This is a genomic window from uncultured Pelagimonas sp. (genome assembly GCF_947498515.1).
In the GTDB taxonomy this organism is placed as follows: domain Bacteria; phylum Pseudomonadota; class Alphaproteobacteria; order Rhodobacterales; family Rhodobacteraceae; genus Pelagimonas.
In genome coordinates this window covers 71,381-93,753 of record NZ_CANMKO010000007.1, presented here as the reverse complement: position 1 = coordinate 93,753, position 22,373 = coordinate 71,381, and the positions used below count along the sequence as shown (strand labels likewise).

The window sequence follows — 22,373 nt, the reverse complement described above, 5'->3', positions numbered from 1 at the left end:
GCACTTTCCTCGCAAGACGTCGCGCGAGGAATGGTATGGCCCGTCAAAATGACCCGGAACTAAGCCGCACAATCCGCTGGCCTTTGGCGCTAACCCATGCGGGTTTGGTGGCCGAACGGGTGGTGCGGGCGTGGTGGCCGCTTTGGTCGGTGGTTTTTGTGGCGCTGGCGATATTGATGCTTGGCCTACAGGATTTGGTCGCGGTTGAATGGGTTTGGGCGGTTGGTGCCGGTTTGACGGCGCTGTTTATTTGGGCGTTGTGGCGTGGAATGCGCGTTTTTCAGTGGCCTAGCCGGGACGAGGCGTTGCTGCGATTGGACGGATCGCTCAAAGGCAACCCAATTCAGGCGGCGTTAGACAGCCCGGCGATTGGCACCGGCGATGCGGCATCAATGGCGGTTTGGAACGCGCATCAGGCCCGGATGCGGGCGCGTTTGAAGGAAGCAAAACCAGTCGAACCGGATTTGCGGGTTTCCAACGCCGACCCTTATGCCTTGCGGTTTGTCGCGCTTTTGGCGTTGTCTGTGGCTTTTTTGTTTGGCTCTTTTGTGCGGGTGCAATCGGTCACGAACATGGGGGTTGGCGGCCCGGAATTGGCGCAGGGTCCAAGCTGGGAAGGTTGGATGTCACCGCCCGGTTACACACGTCTTCCAACCGTTTATCTAAATGATATCACAGCCGAAAACTTGGACGTGCCCGAAGGCGCGTTGATAACCTTACGCATGTACGGTGAGGTCGGCGCGCTGTCTTTGGATGAAAGCGTGTCGGGGTTGTCCCGAACGCCCGAACAGGCGCAGGACACCGCGCAGGATTTCGAAGTTGCCCAAGCCGGACGCTTGGCGATTGATGGCCCAAACGGACGGGCGTGGCAGATCGCCATGATCCCAGATGCCGCACCGCGGATTGAGCGCGATGGCGAGATTGAGGTCGCCTATGACGGTGCGGCCCAGATCCCCTTTAAGGCGCAAGATGATTTTGGCATCGAGGCCGGGCAAGCGCGGCTTGTTCTGGCATTGGGCGAGGTTGATCGGCGCTATGGCCGCGCGCTGGAACCTGAGTTTCAAGAAGTGATCAATGTCCCGCTGCCGATGCCGCTTGCTGGGAGCCGCGCCGATTTCAAAGAAGCGCTGGGCGGAAATTTTTCATTGCATCCATGGGCCAACCTGCCGGTTCGCCTAGAGATGAGCGTCACGGATGGGCGCGGCCAAACGGCACGCACCGAACCTGAGCTGATTACGCTACCCGGTCGTCGGTTCTTTGATCCGATGGCCAAGGCGGTGATCGAACAACGCCAAGCGTTACTGTGGAACCGGGACAATGTTGATACGATTTCGCAATTGCTGCGCGCCATGTCCAACCGCCCAGATGAGATTTTCCGCAAACCGGAGCCCCGCAAGACCTTGAGCGAAATTTTGGCGAAACTTGAGGCCTTGGACGGCATAAGCGATGAACAGCAAGGCGAACTGGCACAGGCGCTTTGGGATCTTGCGGTTGAGTTGGAAGAGGGCGATCTTCAGGACGCTTTGGAGCGGTTACAGCGCGCGCAAGAGCGGCTTGAAGAGGCGATGAAAAATGGCGCTTCGGACCAAGAAATCGCGGAGCTGATGCAGGAATTGCGCGAGGCGACACAGGATTATATGCGCGAATTGGCGCGCCAGAACCGGCAAAATGAGGAGCCGGGCGAGCCTGCGGACCCCGAGAATACCATCGAAATGTCGCAAGATGATTTGCAACGCATGATGGATCGTATTCAAGAGTTGATGGAACAAGGTCGGATGGCGGAAGCCATGGAGGCCTTGCAGCAGCTTCAAGAAATGATGGAAAACATGCAGGTCACCCAAGGGGAAGGCGGTCAATCGCCGGGTGAACAGGCGATGGATCAACTGTCGGATACGCTGCGTGAGCAACAAGAGTTGTCGGACGAGGCATTCCGCGACTTGCAGGAGCAATTTAACCCGTCGCAACGCCAAGATGGCCAGCAACCCAGCCAGCAAGAGGGTGATCCGGGCGGGGAGCCGGGGGATCAGCAACCGGGGCAGGGTGAGGCGCGGGAACGCGGCGATGGTCAAGGCCAAGGCGAACAGGGTTTGGAGCAAAGCCTTGCCGATCGCCAACAAGCCTTGCGTGATGAATTAAACCGCCAGCGCCGCAATTTGCCCGGTCAGGGGACGGAGGCGGGTGAACGCTCGGCCCAGTCGCTTGAGGATGCGGACAACGCCATGGACGGGGCCGAAGAGGCCTTGCGGGATGGTGACTTGGCCGAGGCAATCGACCAGCAATCAGAAGCGATGGAAGCCCTTCGTGATGGGATGCGCGCGCTGGGCGAAGCGATGGCGCAGCAACGTGCACAGCAGCAGGGCCAACAGGGGTTCGCCGAAGGTGGTGAGCCGGGAGAGCAACGCGATCCACTTGGGCGTAGTCAGGGCAATTCCGGTCGGTCCGATACGGATGAAGGGCTTTTGCAGGGTGAAGATGTTTATCGCCGGGCCGAAGAGCTTTTGGATGAAATCCGCCGTCGGTCAAGCGAGGCAGATCGCCCCGAGATCGAAAAGAACTATTTGGATCGTTTGTTAGAGCGGTTTTAGTGGCTTTTGCTAAAACCTAGTCGGTGGGGTCGACTTTGCCACGCAGTGTTTTAACCTCACCACGGGCTTTTTTGCCCGCCAGCCGACGCTTTTTTGACCCGAGTGTTGGGCGCGTTGGAATGCGTCGTTTGGGTTTTTGAAGCGCTTTCTGGATCAATTCGACAAGCCGTTGGCGGGCGATTTCACGGTTACGCGCCTGAGATCGGGTTTCCTCAACCTGAAGGATCAACGCTCCTTCGTTTGTCCAACGGCGACCGGCCAATTTGCGCAATCGTGTTTTCACTGGAGCAGGCAAATTGGGCGAGCGTTCCGCCTCAAAACGGAGCTCGACAGCGGTGGAGACCTTGTTGACATTCTGCCCGCCGGGGCCGCTTGAACGAACAAATTGTTCGGTCAGTTCCCAATCTTCGATGGCGATGTCGTCGTTCACTTGCAGCATCAGATCCCCCGATATTGGCTGCGGTTTTTATTAGAAAGCTAAAAGGGCCGCCCGTGGGACGACCCTTCGAGAATACGGAGGCGGGGCCGGTTAGGCTGCTCGCCAATTTGATAGGCAGTTGCCCGGAGTTACCCTAGAGCTCAGCCTCTCGAATTGTCCCTACACCCTTCTCCAATGGTTCTCTAATCACTGGATCACCTCCTTTCAGCTGTTAAAACGCGATGAGGTCAGCCTATCTGAAACGTGTTTCAAATTTGTTGCCTCAACATGATGTTGCCATGACATGGCAAAACCACAAAGTGTTTTCTTTGCTTCAAGCGGTAGTATTTACGGCCCCTGCCCGCGAAACGATCATTCGGAACGGAATGAGTGCGATCAGGGCAAGGCTCAGTTTGACCATCCAATCGGCCACCGCCAGCGACACCCAAAGTGGCGCAACCGGACCCGCACCCAACATTGGGATCGCTTCGTTGGCCCAGCTGACGTCATTGCCGGGTTCCAAAAACACCAATTGAGACGAGAATGCGATAGTGAAGAAAATCGCCGTATCAAGCGACGAGCCGACCAAAGTTGAGGCCAGCGGCGCACGCCACCACGCGCCACTACGCAGACGATCAAATATCGCAACGTCCATCAATTGAGCAGTCAAGAAGGCAAGACCAGAGCCAAGAGCGATGCGCAATGTCACGGCGGGGAAGGTGTAGCCATCACCCTGCAACATGATCTGGGTGCCGATTAGCGAACAGATGACGCCGACAATAAAACCAACAAAGACAACTTTGCGGGCGGCTTGGGCACCATAGATGCGGTTCATCAGGTCAGTGACCAAAAAGGCGAGCGGATAGGTAAAAGCGCCCCAAGTCAGCCATTGGCCGAACAGGAATTGGACGAGAATGTTGGAAGCCAGAACAATGGCTGCCATGGCAAGGATGCCAGGAATATGCGTGCGTGTCATGTATGGACCCGTTTTTGCAAGGTTGCGGGGACTTGGCCCGAGTCATTTCGGACAGGCGGCGTTTAACGACTGCGGCGCATTGGCGCAAGTGTTTAGTTTTTGAGCACCCGGTATTCGACGAATTCGGTGCGTTGCAGTTTGCGGAAGTTATCATCCGAAACCATGGTCAAGCGAATATGGCCAGACGCGTCGCGCCAAACCGACAAGCCTTCGAGATTGTCGTGACGCCAAACATTTGTTTCTAAGAGTGTTTCTTCGGATTTGACTTGGGTATTGGACAGGGAAAAGCGGCGCACACGGGACCGAAACCCAAAGCCGGTAAATTCGCGTTCTAAAAGGTAGAGCTTTCCATCGGGTCCAAAATCGGCCCCAACCGGTAGGAACCCACCGTCGCGACGAAGTGAAAAAGGGGTGGTCCATCGTTTGCCGCTGTAGCGCCAAACCGGGAAGGGGCGGGTGAGTTTGCCGGATCGCTCGGGAATCGCGAAAAGCTGTCCTTTCGCGTCGATCGCCAGTGCTTCCAGCCCGGAGTTGCCTTGAAAAGCTTCAAAGGCTTTGTCGCTTGGGACACGGGCGGCCCGTTTGTGATTGGTGTAAGACCAGACACGATGGTCGCCTTCAAAGGATACAAATACCCGTCCGTCCGGGCCAATGGCCAAGCCTTCGGAATCCGCACGCCAGCCTTTGAGCGCACGGCCTTTTGGGTCCCTTAGACGAATGGGCCCGCCAGTTGAAACGCCAGTGATGCGCAAGCCGTTTCGTTTGAAAGATCCGGTGAACAGGCCGGCGCGGTCGCTGATCACAGTGAAATCGCGGCCATTGTCCGAGAGTTCTAGGCCGGAGAAGCCACCCAGATTGTGGGCAGAGCTCGGCCACGTGTAGCTTCCGACAAACTGAACCTTGCGCGGCGATGCCGCCGGGGCGGCGAGGGCCCACAGGGTAAGTATCGCCACGGCAAATGCGGCGATGCTGCTCAATGATGTGGGTTTCATCTATTTTGCCGCCAAAACACCGACACAGGCGTTGGGCAAGTCACCCATCGTCAATTCGCGGCGCGGTTTTGGTTTTGGGGCGTTTGGATCGCGCGGTTTAGGTGGGGGCGGATTCAGAATGCGGTCAACCCAGCCCTGCGCCTCGGCACAGCCATCACCCTTGGGGATCGGGTTTTGGTCCACACAACCTTTCATCCCTTTTGGGCAGTTCAAACGCACATGGAAATGGTAGTGATGCCCCCACCATGGTCGAACTTTGCGGAGCCAAGCGCGATCGCCCTTTTCGTCATTGCACATTTTGACTTTTGCACCGGGGAAAATGAAAATGCGCGCCACACGTGGGTCGCTTGCGGCGGCCTTGAGGATTTCGTGATGCGAGCGGGTCCAATTGTTGTTCGTATAGGCCCCGGACGAGCGGCGCATAGAGATCGACGAGATGTTTTCACGATCTTTCACGGATAGGTTCAAGTTATCCGCAGGACGGAGCCAAATATCGGCGTCTAGCCCGATCTGGTGGCTGCGGTGACCGGTGAGCATGGGTCCGCCGCGCGGCTGGCTAAAGTCACCGAAATAGAGACCATCCCACCCCGGTTGCTTGGCGGCTTTTCGGCTCAGGTCTTTGGCATAGTCAAGTAAAACGGGATGGCCCCAATTGCGGTTTCGCGATAGGCGCATGGCCTGCCACGTCGGGCCGGTTTCCGCCAATTGTTCTCCGCCTGCCAAACAGCCTTTGGCATAGCTCCCGAAGGGGGCCGAGGATTGATCGCTGGCGGTTGCTTTGGCCCCAAACAGCTGTTTGGCCTGTTTGGTTGATAGGATTGGGTCAATGCTGCGTTCGACCGGGGTTGTCCGTGCAGAGTTTTTCCGGCTTTTGCCGCGCTCGCCCCCACAGGCCGAGAGGCTCGCTATTAAGGTCACCAAAATCAATGCTCGAAACATACCAATCAATCTCCGTCCGCGTTAACCCAGCGTAGCAGAACCAACCCGATTACGAAAAGCCCGATAAGCGGAGTGATGCCGAGAGATTGGGAGCCAGTCAGGGAGGTGACGATGGCAATCGACAGAGGCGCAAGGAACGAGGTTGCCTTGCCCGACAAAGCATAGAGACCAAAGGCTTCGGTCATGCGCTCAGGGTCTGCTTGGCGAACCATCATGGTGCGGGACGCCGATTGGATCACACCGCCGGCGGCCCCAATACAAGCGCCAAAGATATAAAACGCGATATTGGGGAGGTTTGATCCTTCTGGGAGCGCGACGCCAAACAGGCTATCGGGGCGGATCATCACGATGCCAATACCAACCCCCATGAGAATCCAAACACAGGTTGTTATGACAGGTTTCGGGCCGAAACGGTCATCCAAATGGCCACCGATTTTGGCAAAAATCGCCCCGGCCAGGATCGCCAAGATGCCAAAGACACCGACGTCAACAACAGACCAGCCCAAGACCCCCGCAGCATAGATACCGCCAAAGGTGTACATGCCATTGAGAGCATCGCGATAAAACATCGATGAGCCAAGGTAGGCAAAGCGTGACGGGTGGTTGGGCAGGGAAGTGACGGTTTTCCAAAGCTGACGCAGGGCCTTGCCGACGGCGCCCTTGGGCGCGGCGTGCTGGCGCGGATCGCGCACCCACAGGAAAAACGGCACCATGAAAATGATGTACCAGATGGCTGTTAATGGGCCAACGGCACGGGTGCCTTCGCGATTTTTGGGATCGAGACCAAAGAGAGGGTCAAGACCGATCAGGGTTTTTCCGGTGGTTTTGCTTTCGGCAAAGAACACGAGCATGGTCACCAAGGCAATCAACCCACCTACATAGCCAAACGCCCAGCCATTGCCGGAAATGCGACCGATTTCTTCTTTTGGGCCAAGATCGGGAAGCATCGAGTTGGTGAAAATCGTGGCAAATTCCATGCCGATCAGGCCGATGGCAAAGAAGAACAGGGTGCCATACAGGTTGAAATCATTCGGATCGGCGAACCAAAGCATCGAAGAGCCAAGCACATACAGAACAGAAAAGCCCCAGATAAACCGCAGCCGGTTGCCGCCGGTATCCGCAATCGCTCCAAGGATCGGCGCGAGAAGGGCAATGACGATACCCGCAGCGGCGATGCCATATCCCCACGCGGCTTGGGCGGCGGTTCCATCGCCCATCAAATCTTTGACATAGGGGCCAAAAATGAAGGTCAGCAGTAAGGTGTTATAGGGTTGAGAGGCCCAATCGAAAAAGAACCAGCCCCATATACGCTTGCGTAGTGATGTGTCTTCCATGTGGTCTAGATGCCCCCGCCCGTTTGCGGGCATAGAATCCTGTTCGGGGGGCAGTAGCAAGGATTACCTAGGTCGCGTCGGTTTTTACCGGCGGCCACGGGCGCATACCCTCGGCCTCTTTCCACTTTTGCACCCATTCCGGAAGATCGGGCGACGTCGCGCCCGGTTTGAGCAGATCCATCATGTTTTGCGGGTCCACAATGCCGGTTTTTCCGGTGAGCGCCATGCGCAACACCACGTGGCTTGAACATTCCCCGTCGGTCTTCCAACTGCTTTGATCCATGTAGAAAAACCGCTTGTCCCATCCCAACATCCGGGTGCGCATTTCGAATTTCTCAAACATGCGAACGCGGCGACGATAGCGGATCACCGATCCGGCAACGGTCATGCCCCATTTGTTGTCTTTCATCGGCCCATACATGCCGGCGCGATCCCCGGCGGGCAGGCGGCCCAAATCGTAAAGGGTCAGCGTCCGGCCATTGTTCAGCTCCATCCACAGATCAATATCCCAAGGCCAGCACATGTGGTGAGACACATGCGTATCGAGAAGGTCCATCTTGGGGGCCTTGCGACTAAGAAGAAGGCCTTTGGTCATTCGAATAAAGGGATACATTGCGCGCTCCTGAACTATTCGGTTCAGGTGGCGCAGCTTTCATCGAACGTCAACCACAACCTCGCGGCAAACTTGCGCTTTTGTGTTCGGGTGCTTAGGTGTTGGTCGATCCATTCAACGAGGCCCCCTGATGCAGTCGCTATATCAAATTCTGATGCTTTTACTGGACATCGCTTGGTTCTTTATCATCGCGCATGTGATCATGAGCTGGCTGATAAATTTCCAGGTGCTAAATCTGCGTCAACCACTGGTTTCCCAGATTTGGGACGGACTAAACCGTATCCTTGAACCTCTATACTCCAAATTGCGCCAAATTCTGCCGCCAATGGGTGGTTTGGACCTTGCCCCACTGGTGGCGCTTATTGGCTTGATGATCATTCGGATTGTTTTGGCGAACAACGCTGGGCTGTTTTTCGGATACTAAACCGGAGCGTTGGGGCGGATCGCCGCCTATTCGCATCGAATTGATGACGCCACGGGGTAATCCCGTGGTGTTTGTGCCATTGGGGCTTGATTCACCGAATCTTAGTATGAGAATGTCGGGATAAGAGCAGATATAGTATAATCCCGCAGGATCACCCATGCCACGTGACGACACCGTGCCCAGCGAGGCACTGTTGAAAGATGTCTTTGGCTTTGACGCCTTTCGCCCCGGTCAGGGCGAGATTGTAGAGGCCGTGGCGCGGGGTGAAAACGTGTTGGCGATCATGCCAACCGGTGGCGGAAAATCCCTCTGTTTCCAACTGCCTGCCTTGATGCGCCACGGTGTAACCGTGGTGATTTCCCCATTGATTGCCCTGATGCGCGATCAGGTCCGCGGTTTGAGAGAGGCCGGAGTGGCCGCCGGGGCGCTAACCTCGGGCAATACCCAAGAAGAGACCGACGCGGTTTGGGACATGCTGCACAGCGGCGAGTTGAAATTGCTCTATCTCGCACCTGAGCGATTGGCCAACTCGGGCACGCAACGGATGTTGGCCCAAGCGGGCATTTCATTGATCGCCGTAGACGAGGCCCATTGCGTGAGCCAATGGGGCCATGATTTTCGACCTGATTACCTGCGCATTGGAGAATTGCGCCGGGCGCTAGACGTGCCACTGGCGGCCTTTACCGCCACCGCCGATAGCGAAACCCAACAAGAAATTGTGACCCGGCTATTCGACGGAAACGCGCCGCAAAGTTTCTTGCGTGGGTTTGATCGGCCCAATATCCATCTGGCGTTTCAGCCCAAAGACAGCCCACGCAAACAGATTTTGAACTTTGCTGCCGCCCGCAAAGGGCAATCCGGCATTGTGTATTGTGGCACGCGGGCACGGACCGAAACGCTTTCCCGCGCCTTGGCGGAACAGGGGCACAGCACGTGTTTTTACCATGGCGGGATGGAGGCCGAGGACCGGCGTACCGTTGAAACACGTTTTGCACGCGAAGACGGGTTGATCGTTGTTGCGACCGTGGCCTTTGGCATGGGGGTCGACAAACCGGATATCCGCTGGGTGGCGCATTCCGATCTGCCCAAAAGCATCGAGGCCTACTATCAAGAAATTGGCCGCGCCGGGCGAGACGGCGCACCGGCGGAAACATTGACCTTGTTTGGGCCTGATGACATTCGCCTGCGCCGCAGCCAGATCGACGAAGGTTTGGCCCCACCTGAACGGCGCGACGCGGATCACGGGCGGTTAAACGCCTTGCTAGGTTTGGCCGAGGCGCAGGGATGTCGGCGTCGGGTTTTGCTGGGCTATTTCGGAGAAGAGGCGGACCCCTGTGGCAATTGCGATCTATGCGATACCCCGCCAGAGGTGTTTGATGGAACCGAAGCCGTTCGCAAGGCGTTGTCGGCGGCCCTGCGGACCGGAGAAAGCTTTGGAGCCGGTCATCTGATCGATATTTTGCTTGGAAATTTAACCGATAAAGTTCTGTCGCGCGGCCATGAAACTTTGCCGACCTTTGGTGTGGGCAAAGATTTGACCAAAGGCCAATGGCAGGCAGTGTTTCGCCAAATGATGGGTCATGATCTTATGCGCCCCGATGCAGAACGCCATGGTGCTTTGGTCATGACAGAAGCGGCGCGCCCGATTTTGCGGGGTGAAGAAAACATTCAGCTGCGCAAGGATATGATCCGAAAAGCCTCGGAACGTCGCCCTGCTGTCAAAACTCTGGTCAGCGATGAGGATGCGCCGCTTTTGTCGGCGCTCAAAGCTAAGCGCCGCGCATTGGCCGAAGCCGCCCGCGCGCCCGCCTATGTTATTTTCCCCGACCGTACTTTGATCGAAATAGCTGAAAACCGGCCTTCGACACTGGATCAGATGGCGCGGATTAGCGGCGTCGGCGCGAAAAAGCTTGAACGCTATGGCGCGGCTTTTCTGGAAGTTGTGACCGGTGCCGTGGAAACGCTTCACCCAACTCGCCGCAAATTGGCCGGAAGCAACGCGGGTTCGGTTTACGACGCATTGATGGAAGCGCAGGTGCAATTGGCGCGGGGCGAAGACGGGACCGGAAAATACCTGTCCTGTACCAACGCCACATTGGCCAAAATCGCGAAGATGCGTCCAAACAGCCTCTCTGCGATTGAGGCGATGCCGGGTATGGGTGAGCAAAAGGCAGAACGCTTTGGCCCCGCCTTTCTCGACGTTTTGAATACTGCCGATTAGGCGCTTAGTTCGACGCGCCCAACCGCGGCACACAGGCCAGTTTCCCGCTGACATAGGTCAGGTATTTATACGGGTCTTTGCATTTCAAATACGAATAATGCCCATGCTGATAGGCGGTATAGGGTTCAAAGCAGTTGTCCTTGTCGCAATCACGATCCCAAGGGTAGGGATGGGATGTGTCCTGCCAAGCAGACGCGGATGAAGTTGCTGCAACAATTGCAAAAGGGGCCAGCGCGGCCAGTCGTAAAATCGACATGGGTTTTCTCCAAAAAGGCTTCAAAAAGTGCCCCCAGGGTAACGCAACATCGCGATTCGGAGAACTCTGGCAAAAATGCCCGCACTTTTTCGCGGCGCTGGACCTTTGGTTAGTGGTGGACTAAATCAAGAACAAAGCAAGGGAGTGCGCGCATGTTGGTGGTGATTTCACCGGCCAAACGGCTGGATTGGACAGAGCGTCAGGTCGACATGACCGAACCGGTTATGACCGCAGATGCCAATCGATTGGCCAAAACAATGCGCAATCAAACTTTGGGGGACCTCAAAGGGTTGATGGATTTGAGTGACGATTTGGCGCGATTAAACCGCGACCGGTTCCGTGCCTTTTCTGAAGCACCAGGTGTTGAAGATATCCGGCCTGCGGCCTTGGCTTTTGCCGGGGATACATACTTAGGTCTTGAAGCTGCGTCATTGGACAATGCGGAAATGGCTTGGGCACAAGATCATTTGCGCATTTTGTCGGGTCTTTATGGGGTGTTACGCCCGTTGGACGCAATGCAGGCCTATCGATTGGAAATGGGCTCTCGGCTGAAAACGCGACGGGGTAAGACCCTTTACGATTATTGGCGGGATCAGATCTCCAAAGAACTGCGCGCGCAGGCAGACAAGATCGGAACGGATGTTTTGGTCAATTGCGCGAGCCAGGAATACTTTGGCGCAGTTCCGCTTAAGACGTTGAAATTGCGCGTAGTCACTCCGCAGTTCATGGAAGACAAAAACGGCACGCCAAAGATCGTCAGTTTTTTCGCCAAACGTGCACGCGGGGCTATGGCGCGGTTTATTGTTCAAAACCGCTTGGTCGATGCCGATGCGATTACCGGATTTGATGTCGGCGGTTATGAGCATCGCCCGGAAATGTCAGAACCAGACAAACCGGTTTTTGTCCGGCCTGCGGATGCAGGTTAGCCGCGTGTCAATTATCGCGCTGGGCTAGAATAATCTTGGTGTAATAGGCGATTTTTTCGGCCAAATGCGCCTTGCGCAGCGGTTTGGTCAGATAATCGTCAAGCCCGGCTTCTAGAATACTTTCCTTGTCGCCGCTCATGGCATGGGCGGTGACGGCAACAATTGGTACCGGGTCATCTTCAGCTTCGAGGCGGCGGATTTCACGAGTGGCTTGTTTGCCGTCCATCTGGGGCATTGAGATGTCCATGAAAATCAAATCGGGCCGCTGTTTTTGGAATTCCTCGACCGCCTCAAGGCCGTTATTGGCAAAGCGCAATTCGACATTGAACGCTGCAGCCATCTTCTTGAAAACAAGCTGATTGGTTTTGTTGTCTTCGGCAACAATGACATCAAGGATAATTTCGGGTTCACTTGCCTCAGCTGGTTTTTGTTTGGGCTTATCAGATTCAGGTACTTTTTCGGCACGTTGGGCCGGCCCAACCTTTTCCAAGGTCCCAAAGAGCATTCGACGCGGCACAGGTTTTTGCAAAACCGCATGGATCCCCTTGGCCTCATCTGCTTTGACCTGACCAGGGTTGTCAGTAAGGACAACGGCGGGAATTCGATGCCCGGCCCTTTTTAGATGAGCGACAAGTTCTTCTGCATCCATGTCGGGCAGCTCTTGCTCCAAGATCATCAAATCGGGTGGATCGACCATTTTGTCGATCACTTCAGAGCCAGTTTTGCAATATTCGGTCTTGAGTCCCAGAACCTCGAGCTGCTTGGCCATAATTGTTCGGTTGGCGCTATGATCATCAACGACCAACACGCGTTTTAAGTAGTCCGGTAATTTCGCCGTCTCAAACACAACGGGTTCTTCCGCCGGGAGCACCACTCGCAAGCCGAAACAGCTGCCTTTGCCAAGCTCGGATTCGGCCCAAACCTCACCGCCCATCAACTCAACCAACCGACGTGTAATTGCGAGGCCAAGGCCGGTGCCTTCGAACTTGCGATTGCGTTCATCTTCGACCTGATTGAACTCTCCAAAGACGTGGTCGACTTTGTCAGGTGGAATGCCGATTCCAGTGTCTTCAATCGTGAGGTGAATGGCGGTTTCGCCTTCTTCATCGCCAACGCCAACCACGCGGACAAGCACATGGCCCTCGACCGTGAATTTCACCGCATTACCAAGCAAATTGGTCAAGATCTGACGGAATCGGCCGACATCACCAATAAACCGCGTCGATAGGAACATGTCATAATCGACCAAAAGGGCGATATCCTTGTCACGGGCTGTTGGCTGCAACAGCATCACAACCTCATGAATTGCGCGTTCCAAATCAAAGGGTTCGGGATGTAGAACAAGTTTTTCGGCTTCGATCTTTGAGTAGTCAAGAATATCGTTGATGATAACCAGCAGCGCTTCTCCGGAGCTGCGGATCGTATCAACGTAAAGCTTTTGTTCCTCACAAAGCTCAGTATCCATCATCAGATCAGCCATTCCGACAACACCATTCATCGGTGTTCGAATTTCATGACTCATGTTGGCAAGGAAAGCCGACTTGGCGCGGTTCGCAGCCTCAGCCCGGTTCATCGCCTCTTTTAAGCGCTGCTGATCTTCTTTGATTTGGGTGACATCAATGCGCAATCCGACGCGGCCACCATCACTGGTTTCGCTTTCATAGACACGAATCCAACGCCCGTCTTCGAGACGTTGCTCAATTTGAGACCGTGCAGCGCGGTGGGTTTTGAGGCGTTCTTCTATCCATTCTTCCTCACGACCCAAGGCTTCGGTGTATTGGCCTCGGACCAACCCATAGCGGAGAATGTCTTCGAACGGGGTGCCTGGCTCCATCGCCGGAGCAGAGGCGCTGTAAATCTGTTTGTAAGGCTCATTGCACATAAGTAGCCGGTCTTCGGCGTCGTACATGACAAACCCATCCGGAAGTTCTTCGACGGCTGACCACATGCGGGCCAATTCGGTGATGTCGATAGCCAAACTAACAACACCGCCGTCTGGCAATCTTTTATCTTGGATTTTAATGAAACGGCCATTCCATAGGCGAATTGTTTGCGGCGGAATGGGGTGTTCTTCCCAACGGGCCAACATGCGATCCCGCCATCCAACGGCCGATTCGCCTTGAAGGTCGACAATCCCCTCTTGGGACAATACTTCTAGGACCTGAAGATAACTGGCCCCGATGCCAATGTCCTCGATCTCGTCAAAGACCGACAGGTAAGCTTGATTGGCCAACTCAATACGACCATTGGGATCAAAGAGCGCAAAGCCATCCTGAATGGACTTCAGAGCCTTCCATAACTGGTCGGTTACAACCTCAATACGCTGTGTGGCTTCGCCCAATTCATGCACGACACGCTGGTGGCGTTGCCGGACTTGAGCCACCTCAGTCCGGGTTTCTTTGATCTCATTGCTCAGCTGTCTGGCGTGCTTCCCTAAACGGCGGTTCGCCTCAAACAGCTCAGCTTGTTTGAGGTCTAGCAGGCGTTCTGCTGCCAACCGCGCGCGTCGTTCCTCGGCCAGACGTGAGGCCAAACTCATTCCATATCCTCCTGCGTGCAGGGCACTGTTGCGCGCAGGGGGTGAAGATCAGTTTAAAATGCCAGCCTTGTCCGAATCCAAGGGGCGTGGCAGCATGAAGGTATTGACCGAAAAGGAGCATTTTTCATGCGACGTTTTATGCTGGCCTTGATTGTGGCTGTTCTCGGTTCTCCGATGGCTCATTCTGCATTTGCCCAAAGTGGTGACGATGGGGCCATGCCCGAGCGGCGGCTGATTGTAACCCGCGATGTGGATTTCTTTGGATCTGACCTACAATCGCTTTTTGATACGACGTTGGATGCCTGCCAAAAGCTGTGTTTGGACAACCCTGATTGCCAGGCTTTTACGTTTAACTCCCGGTCAAATTCCTGTTTTCCCAAAACCGAGGTGACAGACCGTCAAGCCTACGAAGGGGCTGTGTCGGCTTTGGTTCGTAACACGACGCCCGATATTTTGGCCCGCGCGGCTGAGCGCCGCTTGGATTTGGGGTTCTTGAACGACATTGATCTAGAACGTGCCAAATCCGAAGCGGCGGCATTGGGTTCGCGTCATTCCGGCGGCCAATGGAGCCCGCGCGCCCTTTTGGATGCGGCGGAAAACAGCGCAAATTCCGGCAAGTTGCGAGATGCTGTTCATTGGGCGGCGGCGGCGGTGGCGCAAACCGATACGGCGCAAGATTGGCTGCACTACGGCCAACTTTCGGCGCGATACGCCACTGAGATCAAAGGATCGGATCAGCGTAAATACAATCAGCGCGCCTATTTTGCAGCGATCAACGCCTATTTGCGCGGCGAAAACGCCACAGAGTTGATGGATGCGCTTCATGATATGGCTGTGGTGTTAGAGACGATGGGACGCGGGCGCGACATGATCCCGGCGCTACGTTTGGCCGAATTCTATGGCGCGCGGTATGATGTGACCGCATTGTTGGACAAAGCGATTGGCAAATATGGGTTCCGAATTCAGGAACACACCGTCGAAGCCGATAGTGCCGACCCGCGTATTTGCGTTGAGTTCTCGGAAAAACTGGTTCGGGCGGGGGTTGATTATAGCCCCTATGTCCGTCTTCCTGATCCGCGGATGGCGGTGACGGCGGATGATCAACGTATTTGCGTTTCCGGGCTGCAACACGGTGGGCGCTATACGCTGACCTTCCGATCTGGTTTGCCAGCAGACAATGGCGAAAGCCTCATCCGCAACACCGATATAACCGCCTATGTCCGGGATCGCACCCCAAAGGTTGGCTTTCCGGGGCGGGCCTATGTATTGCCGCGTTCTGCTGATGCTGGCCTACCGATTGAAACCGTCAATATTGCCGAAGTTGATCTTGTCTTGCGACGCGTGTCGGATCGCAATTTGCTACGCGCTATTCAAGACAGCTATTTCGGTAAACCCCTGTCGAAATGGGAAGAACAGCATTTCAGTCGTGACATTGCCGAAGAAATTTGGCGCGGCAAAGGTGAGGTTGAAAACCAGCTGAACACCGATATCACCACCCGCCTTCCGATGGGTGATGTGGTTGGCGATTTGCCTGCGGGGGTCTATGCCCTGACCGCTGCGGTTCCCGGCAAGGATGAGTTCGCCGACGGCCGTGCGACGCAATGGTTTTTGCTTTCGGATATTGGCCTGACCACTCTGCAAGGCAACGATGGCCTGACTGTATTTGCCCGAGGTCTAGGCGACGCAAGCCCGCTTGAAGGGGTCGAGGTGGCGCTCATGTCTTCAGCCAACCGCGTTTTGGCGACGGTTTTGTCGGATGCGAACGGTATGGCGCATTTTGCTCCGGGTCTGTTGCGCGGCAAGGGCGGCACCAAAGCCGCTTTGGTGACTGCCAAGCGCGGTGATGAGGATTTGGCGTTTTTATCCCTGACCGACCCGGCGTTTGACCTGTCAGATCGAGGTGTCGAAGGGCGGGACCCTTCCGGCCCCATCGATGCGTTTATGACCACGGATCGCGGGGCTTATCGCGCCGGTGAGGTGATTTATGTCACCACATTGCTGCGTGATGACAAGGCGGCGGCGATTGAAAACCTGCCGCTGACGGCGGTTTTGACACGGCCTGATGGTGTCGAGTATTCGCGCCACATTTCCGATGGTGGGACCGGTGGGGGGCATGTCTATACGCTGCCGCTTGCCCCATCTGTTCCACGCGGCACATGGCAAATTGCGGTTTATTCGGACCCGGACGCCAGCGCCGTAGCCAAAACCAGTGTCTTGGTTGAGGATTTTGTACCCGAGCGGATCGATTTCGATCTGACTCTGCCGGATGGGGCGATCAATCCGCTTGATCCGCCGAAACTTGCGGTCGACGCACGGTATTTGTTCGGGGCCGTTGGGGCAGATTTACCAATCGAAGGTGAGTTGCAGCTATCAAGCCAGACGACCCTCAAGGATTACCCGCGTTATCGGTTTGGTCGTCACGACGACGGGCGTATTGTGCGCACCAACAGTTTTGCCGCCAATTTGGTTACCGATGCGGCGGGCAAGGCGTCTTTGGACCTGCCATTGCCCGATGTTGATGCAAAAGGGCGGCCAATGACGGCACGGGCAACTCTGCGACTCTCCGAAGCCTCGGGGCGCCCGGTTGAGCGCGAGATTTCGCGCGCCGTGCTGCCGACTACACCTATGATCGGCATCCGCCCGGCCTTTGACGATGAGTTGCCCGAAGGGGCCAAGGCCATGTTTGACGTTGTTGCGCTTGGCCCGGATTTGACCCCGCAGGTGATGGAAGTCAGCTGGCAGGTCAACCGGGTGCGCACCCGCTACCAATGGTATCAACAATACGGAAATTGGCATTGGGAGCCGATCACCACGCGCAAAACGGTTGCACGCGGCACGGGCCTTTTGGGGCAAGAGCCGATGCAGCTAAGCGCCGATGTCGAATGGGGCCAATATGAGGTTGTGGTCGAACGTACAGACGGCAGCTATGTCGCGGCCTCGATGGATTTCTATGCCGGTTGGTATGGGGCGGCGGACACGACCGATACGCCCGACATGCTAGAGCTATCGCTCGACAAACCTGCGTATAGGTCCGGTGAAACAGCGCGTCTTCGCATGGCTCCCCGCTATGCTGGCAAGGCTTTGGTCACTGTTTTGTCAGATCGGGTGATTTCCATGCAGGCGGTTGATGTGTCCGAAGGCGAGACAACATTGGACCTAGCGGTCACCGACGATTGGGGCGCGGGCGTTTATGTCACCGCTCAGGTCATTCGCCCGATGGATGTTGTCGCCGGTCAAAATCCGGCGCGCGCGTTGGGCCTTGCCCATGCCTCGGTTGATCCGGGGGCGCGCAAGTTGGATGTCTCCTTTGACGTGGCAGAAGAAGTTACCCCGCGCGGGCCTTTGTCGGCGATAGTTCAAATCGATGGGTTGAATGACGGCGATACAGCGCATGTCACTGTCGCGGCGGTTGATCTCGGCATTCTCAACCTGACGGGATTTCAATCGCCCGATCCGGCGGGCCACTATTTCGGCCAACGTCGCTTGGGTGTTGAAATTCGCGACATTTACGGACGTCTGATTGACGGGATGAACGGCGCGATGGGGGCGGTGCGATCGGGGGGGGATTATGCCGCCGGGATGCGGATGCAAAGCCCGCCACCAACCGAAGACCTCGTCGCCTTTTTCACCGGTCCAGTACGCGTTGACGCCCAAGGCAAAGCCGAGATCAGTTTTGACATGCCGGATTTCAACGGCACTGTACGTTTGATGGCGGTGGCGTGGTCCGACAAAGGCGTTGGGCAGGCCGAAGCCGATGTTTTGGTGCGTGATCCGGTGGTGATGAGCGCGTCTCTGCCGCGCTTCCTTGCCCCCGGCGACACATCGCGTCTGCATCTTGAACTTACGCATATCAAAGGCGCTACGGGTGAGATGCCGCTTGCCTTTTCGGCGACGGGTGTTGCGCTGGACACGGCGATCATCCCTGCAAATGTCGTGCTAGAGGAAGGCGGCAAGCTGGCCTTTGACCTGCCCATTCGGGCGGATTTGGTTGGGGATCACAAGATCGATATCGCTTTGACGACCCCTGATGGCGCGACGTTGACCAAATCTCTGACCTTGGGCGTACGCTCAAATGATCCGGCTATCGGTGCGACCCGGCGTTTGTCATTGGCATCCGGTCAAACCTTTACGTTGAACCGCGATGTGTTTGCTGGCTTGCGCTTGGAAAGCGCCTCGGCGCTGGTTTCGGCCGGGCCTTTGGCGCGTTTTGATGCGCCCGGTTTGCTGGCCTCGTTGGATCGCTACCCTTATGGCTGTACGGAGCAGGTGACATCACAAGCGCTGCCCTTGCTCTATATGAGTTCCATTGCCGAACCGCTTGGCCTAGGCGACACGGATCGCATTTCGCTACGGATCAAACAATCGATCACTCGGGTTCTGACACGGCAGGCACCCAATGGAGCCTTTGGGCTTTGGGGCGCGTATTCCGGTGATTTTTGGCTGGATGCCTATGTAACCGACTTCCTTGGTCGTGCACGTGCCGCTGGCTATGATGTGCCTGCGCTGGCATGGCGCAACGCCTTGGATAACCTGCGCAATCGTATTGCTTATGCTCCTGATTTCGACAAAGGCGGAGAAGATATCGCCTATGCCTTGATGGTTCTCGCCCGCGAGGGCGAGGCCGCAATGGGAGACCTACGCTATTACGCGGATGAACGTGCAACCGCTTTTGCCACGCCGTTGGCCCGTGCCCAACTTGGCGCTGCCTTGGCGTCTTATGGGGATCAAAAGCGTGCTGACCTGATGTTTGCCAGTGCGGCGGGGCTAATCCCGGAGCAGGTCTGGGGCAAAGCGCGGATTTATCGCGCCGACTATGGCAGCGCGGTGCGCGATGCGGCTGGGGTATTGTCGCTTGCAGTCGAAGCCCGCAGCGATGCCGTTGATCGCAATGCATTGACCGGGCGGATTGCCGATGTGAACCGTCCGCTTTCAACACAAGAGCAGAGTTGGACGCTGCTTGCTGCGCATGCGATGGTTCAGGACCCAACGGTTTCCGGTCTAAACGTCGATGGTGCCCCCCTGTCTGGTCCCTTTGTGCGCCGGATTGATGGGGCGCATTTGGACCCGATGGAGATCACCAACACTTCTGATCGTCCAACCGACATTACGTTAACAACGCTTGGTGTCCCGGAGGGTTCGGTTGATGCGACGGGCTACGGCTATGGCATCACGCGTGAGTATTACTCGATGGAGGGTGATAGGATTGACGGCGATATCCATGCCGGTGACCGCTTGGTCGCGGTTCTGACGGTGCGCCCCGCCGACAAAACCAATGCCCGGTTGATGATCAATGATCCGCTGCCCGCCGGGTTTGAAATCGACAATCCCAATCTTTTGCGAGCCGGAGATTTGCGTGGCCTGGACTGGCTAAAGCCATCCCAAACCGAGCATTCCGAGTTCCGGTCGGATCGGTTCTTGGCGGCTGTTACCCAGTCTGGCGACAATACGATCCAATTGGCCTATATTCTCAGGGCCGTCTCACCGGGTGAATTCCATCATCCCGCGGCCTTGGTCGAGGATATGTATCGCCCGGATTACCGTGCCAACACTGCGTCTGCTCGGGTAGTGATATTACCCTGATGCGCTGGCTGGTATCACTGGTTGTCTTGTTTTGGAGCGTCGCCTTGGCGCGCGACCAACTAGATGCCTATGTCGACGCGACTGAATTGCCGGTGTTGGTGCATGCAACTTCGCCCGAAGTCCGTGACCGCAATGGCGTATTGCTGCGGGCCTATATGGTTGATGGCGGGTTGTGGCGGATGGAGCTTTCGCCGGATCAGGTTGATCCGCTGTTTTACAAGATGCTGGTCGCCTATGAGGACAAACGGTTTTACCGGCATAGCGGGGTCGACTTGGTGGCCACGGCTCGGGCCTTTGGTCAAGCAGTGCGTCATGGCCGTATTGTGTCGGGGGCGTCGACCTTGACAATGCAGGTTGCGCGTCTGCTTGAGGATGGATCGACCGGAAAATGGGCCGGGAAGCTCCGACAGATGCGCTTGGCACTGGCGCTTGAGCGGCGGTTAAGCAAACAGGAGATTTTGGCGCTTTACCTGCGAATTGCGCCTTATGGTGGGAATATCGAAGGGCTGCGCGCCGCGTCTTTGGCGTGGTTGGGCAAGGAGCCAACGCGCCTTACCCCGGCCGAGGCCGCTCTTCTTGTTTCACTGCCGCAAGCCCCCGAAAGCCGCCGGCCGGATCGTCACCCCGAGGCGGCGAAATTTGCACGGGACCGGGTTTTGATGAGGATGCAGGGCGCTGGGGTGATCGATATGGAGGCCGCCTTGGCAGGCCAACGTGATCCAGCCCCCAAAGGGCGCCAACCGGTTCCGCAGATTGCCCCGCATTTGGCGGATCGTGCCGTCGCGCTTGGGCCCGGGCGGCATGACTTAACCCTCGATGCAGAGGTGCAGCACGGCCTTGAAACATTGGTGGCCCAGCACATGTCCGGGCGTGATCCGCGTCTGTCGATGGCAATTGTTCTGGCTAATCACCAAACGGGTGAGATTTTGGCCTCGGTCGGATCGCCTCATTATGCGGATACGCAAGGTCAGGGGTTCGTCGACATGACCCAAGCGATCCGTTCTCCCGGTTCGACATTGAAACCATTAGTGTACGGGTTGGCATTTGATCGCGGGTTGGCGCATCCAGAAACCTTGATATTGGACACACCGGTGCAATTCGGACGCTATGCCCCGCAAAACTTTGACGGCCTTTTTCGCGGTGAAATATCGGTGCGCAAGGCGTTGCAACTGTCGCTGAATATCCCGGTTATCCGTCTGACCGACGCCTTGGGACCCGCACATGTTATGGCCGGGTTAAAGCGTGCAAGTGTTGATGCGCAGCTTCAGGGAGGCGCACCGGGGCTGGCGCTTAGCCTTGGCGGTGTGGGCGTGACCTTGCAAGACATGGTGCAGCTTTATGCGGCGGTGGCGCGCGGTGGGGTTGCGGTGCCCTTGCGATGGACTCGTGCCAACCCGAAACACCCGACACAGCGGGTTTTATCCGATGCGGCAGCTTGGCAGGTTGGCAATATTTTGGCGGGGTTAAGCCCGCCGCCTACCGCGGGGCCCGCTGGACGTGTCGCCTATAAAACCGGAACATCTTACGGCCATCGGGATGCTTGGGCGCTGGGCTGGGATGGGCAGTTTGTGGCCGGCGTCTGGATCGGTCGGCCTGATGGTACTCCGGTTCCGGGGGCCTTTGGCGGATCAGACGCCGCGCCAGTTTTGTTCCAGACTTTGGAGCGTGCACGAATTTCTCCGGTGCCTTTGCCGCCGCCGCCGCCTGAAACGCTGCTGATCTCTCGGGCGCAATTGCCCACGGCGTTGCAGAGCTTTGGCCCGCGTGAAAAGGCCCCTGCTTTGCAGGTAACATTTCCACCCGATGGTGCGCGCTTGGCACTGGAAGCTGGTGGCATACCCGTCAAAATACGCGGCGGTGTTCCCCCTTATTCCTTGTTGGTCGACGGAGCCGTGATGGCATCGGATTTGCGCCGCGCGGAGTTCTTTGCCCCGGTTCAGGGGCGCGGATTTTCGACGCTTTCGGTCATTGATGCGCTTGGAAGTTCAGGTCGGGTCTCGATCGAGCTGCGTTGAAACAGCAAGCTTCGGGTCGCTCTGAAAAGCGACAATGACTTACTCCCTAGGTCCAAAGGGAGACATGAGATGACAATCTACAATGGGTTAACAACAGATCAAGCGCGCCACTATCAACGGGGCGGGGCAGATGCCTATGGGTTGAAACCGGAACACGTGATTGCAGTAGGGAGCTGCAATCCATGCCGCCACTGCTTGAAACCGGTTTGCGAAGGGCAAGGCATGTTGATCTTGGCCCACCGCCCGTTTGGCGCATTGCAACCCTACGCCGAGACAGGTCCGATATTTTTGTGCGCCGAGGCATGTGAGGGTTATTCGGGTAATGGGGTGCCTGAGGTTTTGACCTTGTCGCCGCAGTATTTGATCAAAGCCTATACGTCAGATGAGCGGATTTTGTATGGAACGGGCGAGGTTGTTGCGCAAGCAGAGGTGGAGATTGCGATTTTCGCGCGTCTAAACAGGGCAGATGTGGCGTTTGTCGATGTACGTTCGGCCCGCAACAATTGTTGGTTGGCACGGGCCTATAGGGACGGGGGTGTCGCTGGCTCGTAACCG

At 56.5% G+C, this 22,373-nt stretch carries 15 protein-coding genes; 7 read left to right on the top strand and 8 right to left on the bottom strand.

Annotated features, from left to right (window positions below; translation table 11 throughout):
• The first annotated feature begins 35 nt into the window (after positions 1–35).
• Positions 36–2,585, top strand: coding sequence for a TIGR02302 family protein (locus tag Q1A43_RS14115; RefSeq protein ID WP_299936191.1), 2,550 nt, complete (start codon positions 36–38; stop codon positions 2,583–2,585).
• A gap of 16 nt (positions 2,586–2,601) precedes the next feature.
• Here the strand turns inward: Q1A43_RS14115 and arfB are convergent, their stop codons facing one another.
• The 6 genes from arfB to Q1A43_RS14085 form a co-directional block, all read right to left on the bottom strand.
• A complete protein-coding gene (arfB, locus tag Q1A43_RS14110; protein WP_299936188.1) occupies positions 2,602–3,024 on the bottom strand; it encodes an alternative ribosome rescue aminoacyl-tRNA hydrolase ArfB in 423 nt (140 codons plus the stop codon).
• Between the two features lie 313 nt (positions 3,025–3,337).
• The gene (locus tag Q1A43_RS14105) at positions 3,338–3,979 is read right to left on the bottom strand and encodes a queuosine precursor transporter (RefSeq protein ID WP_299936185.1); all 642 of its coding nucleotides are present in this window, start codon (positions 3,977–3,979) and stop codon (positions 3,338–3,340) included.
• Positions 3,980–4,071: 92 nt separating this feature from the next.
• Complete coding sequence (locus tag Q1A43_RS14100; protein ID WP_299936183.1) at positions 4,072–4,971, bottom strand: esterase-like activity of phytase family protein; 900 nt, start codon at positions 4,969–4,971, stop codon at positions 4,072–4,074.
• Complete coding sequence (gene mepA, locus Q1A43_RS14095; protein WP_299921751.1) at positions 4,972–5,910, bottom strand: penicillin-insensitive murein endopeptidase; 939 nt, start codon at positions 5,908–5,910, stop codon at positions 4,972–4,974.
• Between the two features lie 5 nt (positions 5,911–5,915).
• Complete coding sequence (locus Q1A43_RS14090; protein ID WP_299936181.1) at positions 5,916–7,244, bottom strand: MFS transporter; 1,329 nt, start codon at positions 7,242–7,244, stop codon at positions 5,916–5,918.
• Between the two features lie 67 nt (positions 7,245–7,311).
• Positions 7,312–7,857, bottom strand: coding sequence for an acyl-CoA thioesterase (locus Q1A43_RS14085; RefSeq protein ID WP_299936179.1), 546 nt, complete (start codon positions 7,855–7,857; stop codon positions 7,312–7,314).
• A gap of 130 nt (positions 7,858–7,987) precedes the next feature.
• Here Q1A43_RS14085 and Q1A43_RS14080 point away from each other — a divergent pair, with 130 nt between their 5' ends.
• Together Q1A43_RS14080 and recQ are read left to right on the top strand one after the other, a co-directional pair.
• The gene (locus tag Q1A43_RS14080) at positions 7,988–8,281 is read left to right on the top strand and encodes a YggT family protein (protein ID WP_299936177.1); all 294 of its coding nucleotides are present in this window, start codon (positions 7,988–7,990) and stop codon (positions 8,279–8,281) included.
• Positions 8,282–8,438: 157 nt separating this feature from the next.
• Positions 8,439–10,502, top strand: coding sequence for a DNA helicase RecQ (gene recQ, locus Q1A43_RS14075; protein WP_299936174.1), 2,064 nt, complete (start codon positions 8,439–8,441; stop codon positions 10,500–10,502).
• 4 nt (positions 10,503–10,506) lie between these two features.
• Here recQ and Q1A43_RS14070 read toward each other — a convergent pair whose 3' ends face one another.
• On the bottom strand, positions 10,507–10,758 hold the full coding sequence (locus tag Q1A43_RS14070; protein WP_299936172.1) for a hypothetical protein: 252 nt from the start codon (positions 10,756–10,758) through the stop codon (positions 10,507–10,509).
• A gap of 152 nt (positions 10,759–10,910) precedes the next feature.
• Between Q1A43_RS14070 and yaaA the strand changes: the two genes are divergently transcribed.
• Positions 10,911–11,684 carry a peroxide stress protein YaaA gene (gene yaaA / locus Q1A43_RS14065; protein ID WP_299921745.1) on the top strand — a complete coding sequence of 258 codons (774 nt, stop codon included), beginning with the start codon at positions 10,911–10,913 and terminating at the stop codon, positions 11,682–11,684.
• 7 nt (positions 11,685–11,691) lie between these two features.
• On the opposite strand, the gene Q1A43_RS14060 is transcribed toward yaaA, so the two are convergent.
• Positions 11,692–14,223, bottom strand: a complete 2,532-nt coding sequence (locus Q1A43_RS14060; protein WP_299921744.1) for a response regulator — start codon at positions 14,221–14,223, stop codon at positions 11,692–11,694.
• Positions 14,224–14,349: 126 nt separating this feature from the next.
• Here Q1A43_RS14060 and Q1A43_RS14055 point away from each other — a divergent pair, with 126 nt between their 5' ends.
• From Q1A43_RS14055 to Q1A43_RS14045, 3 genes are all read left to right on the top strand, one after another.
• Positions 14,350–19,803, top strand: coding sequence for an alpha-2-macroglobulin family protein (locus Q1A43_RS14055; protein WP_299936169.1), 5,454 nt, complete (start codon positions 14,350–14,352; stop codon positions 19,801–19,803).
• On the top strand, positions 19,803–21,818 hold the full coding sequence (gene pbpC / locus Q1A43_RS14050) for a penicillin-binding protein 1C (protein WP_299936168.1): 2,016 nt from the start codon (positions 19,803–19,805) through the stop codon (positions 21,816–21,818). Before Q1A43_RS14055 ends, pbpC begins: the two co-directional genes overlap by 1 nt.
• Before the next feature lie 69 nt (positions 21,819–21,887).
• Positions 21,888–22,370 carry a DUF1203 domain-containing protein gene (locus Q1A43_RS14045; protein ID WP_299936165.1) on the top strand — a complete coding sequence of 161 codons (483 nt, stop codon included), beginning with the start codon at positions 21,888–21,890 and terminating at the stop codon, positions 22,368–22,370.
• The last annotated feature ends 3 nt before the right edge of the window (positions 22,371–22,373 follow it).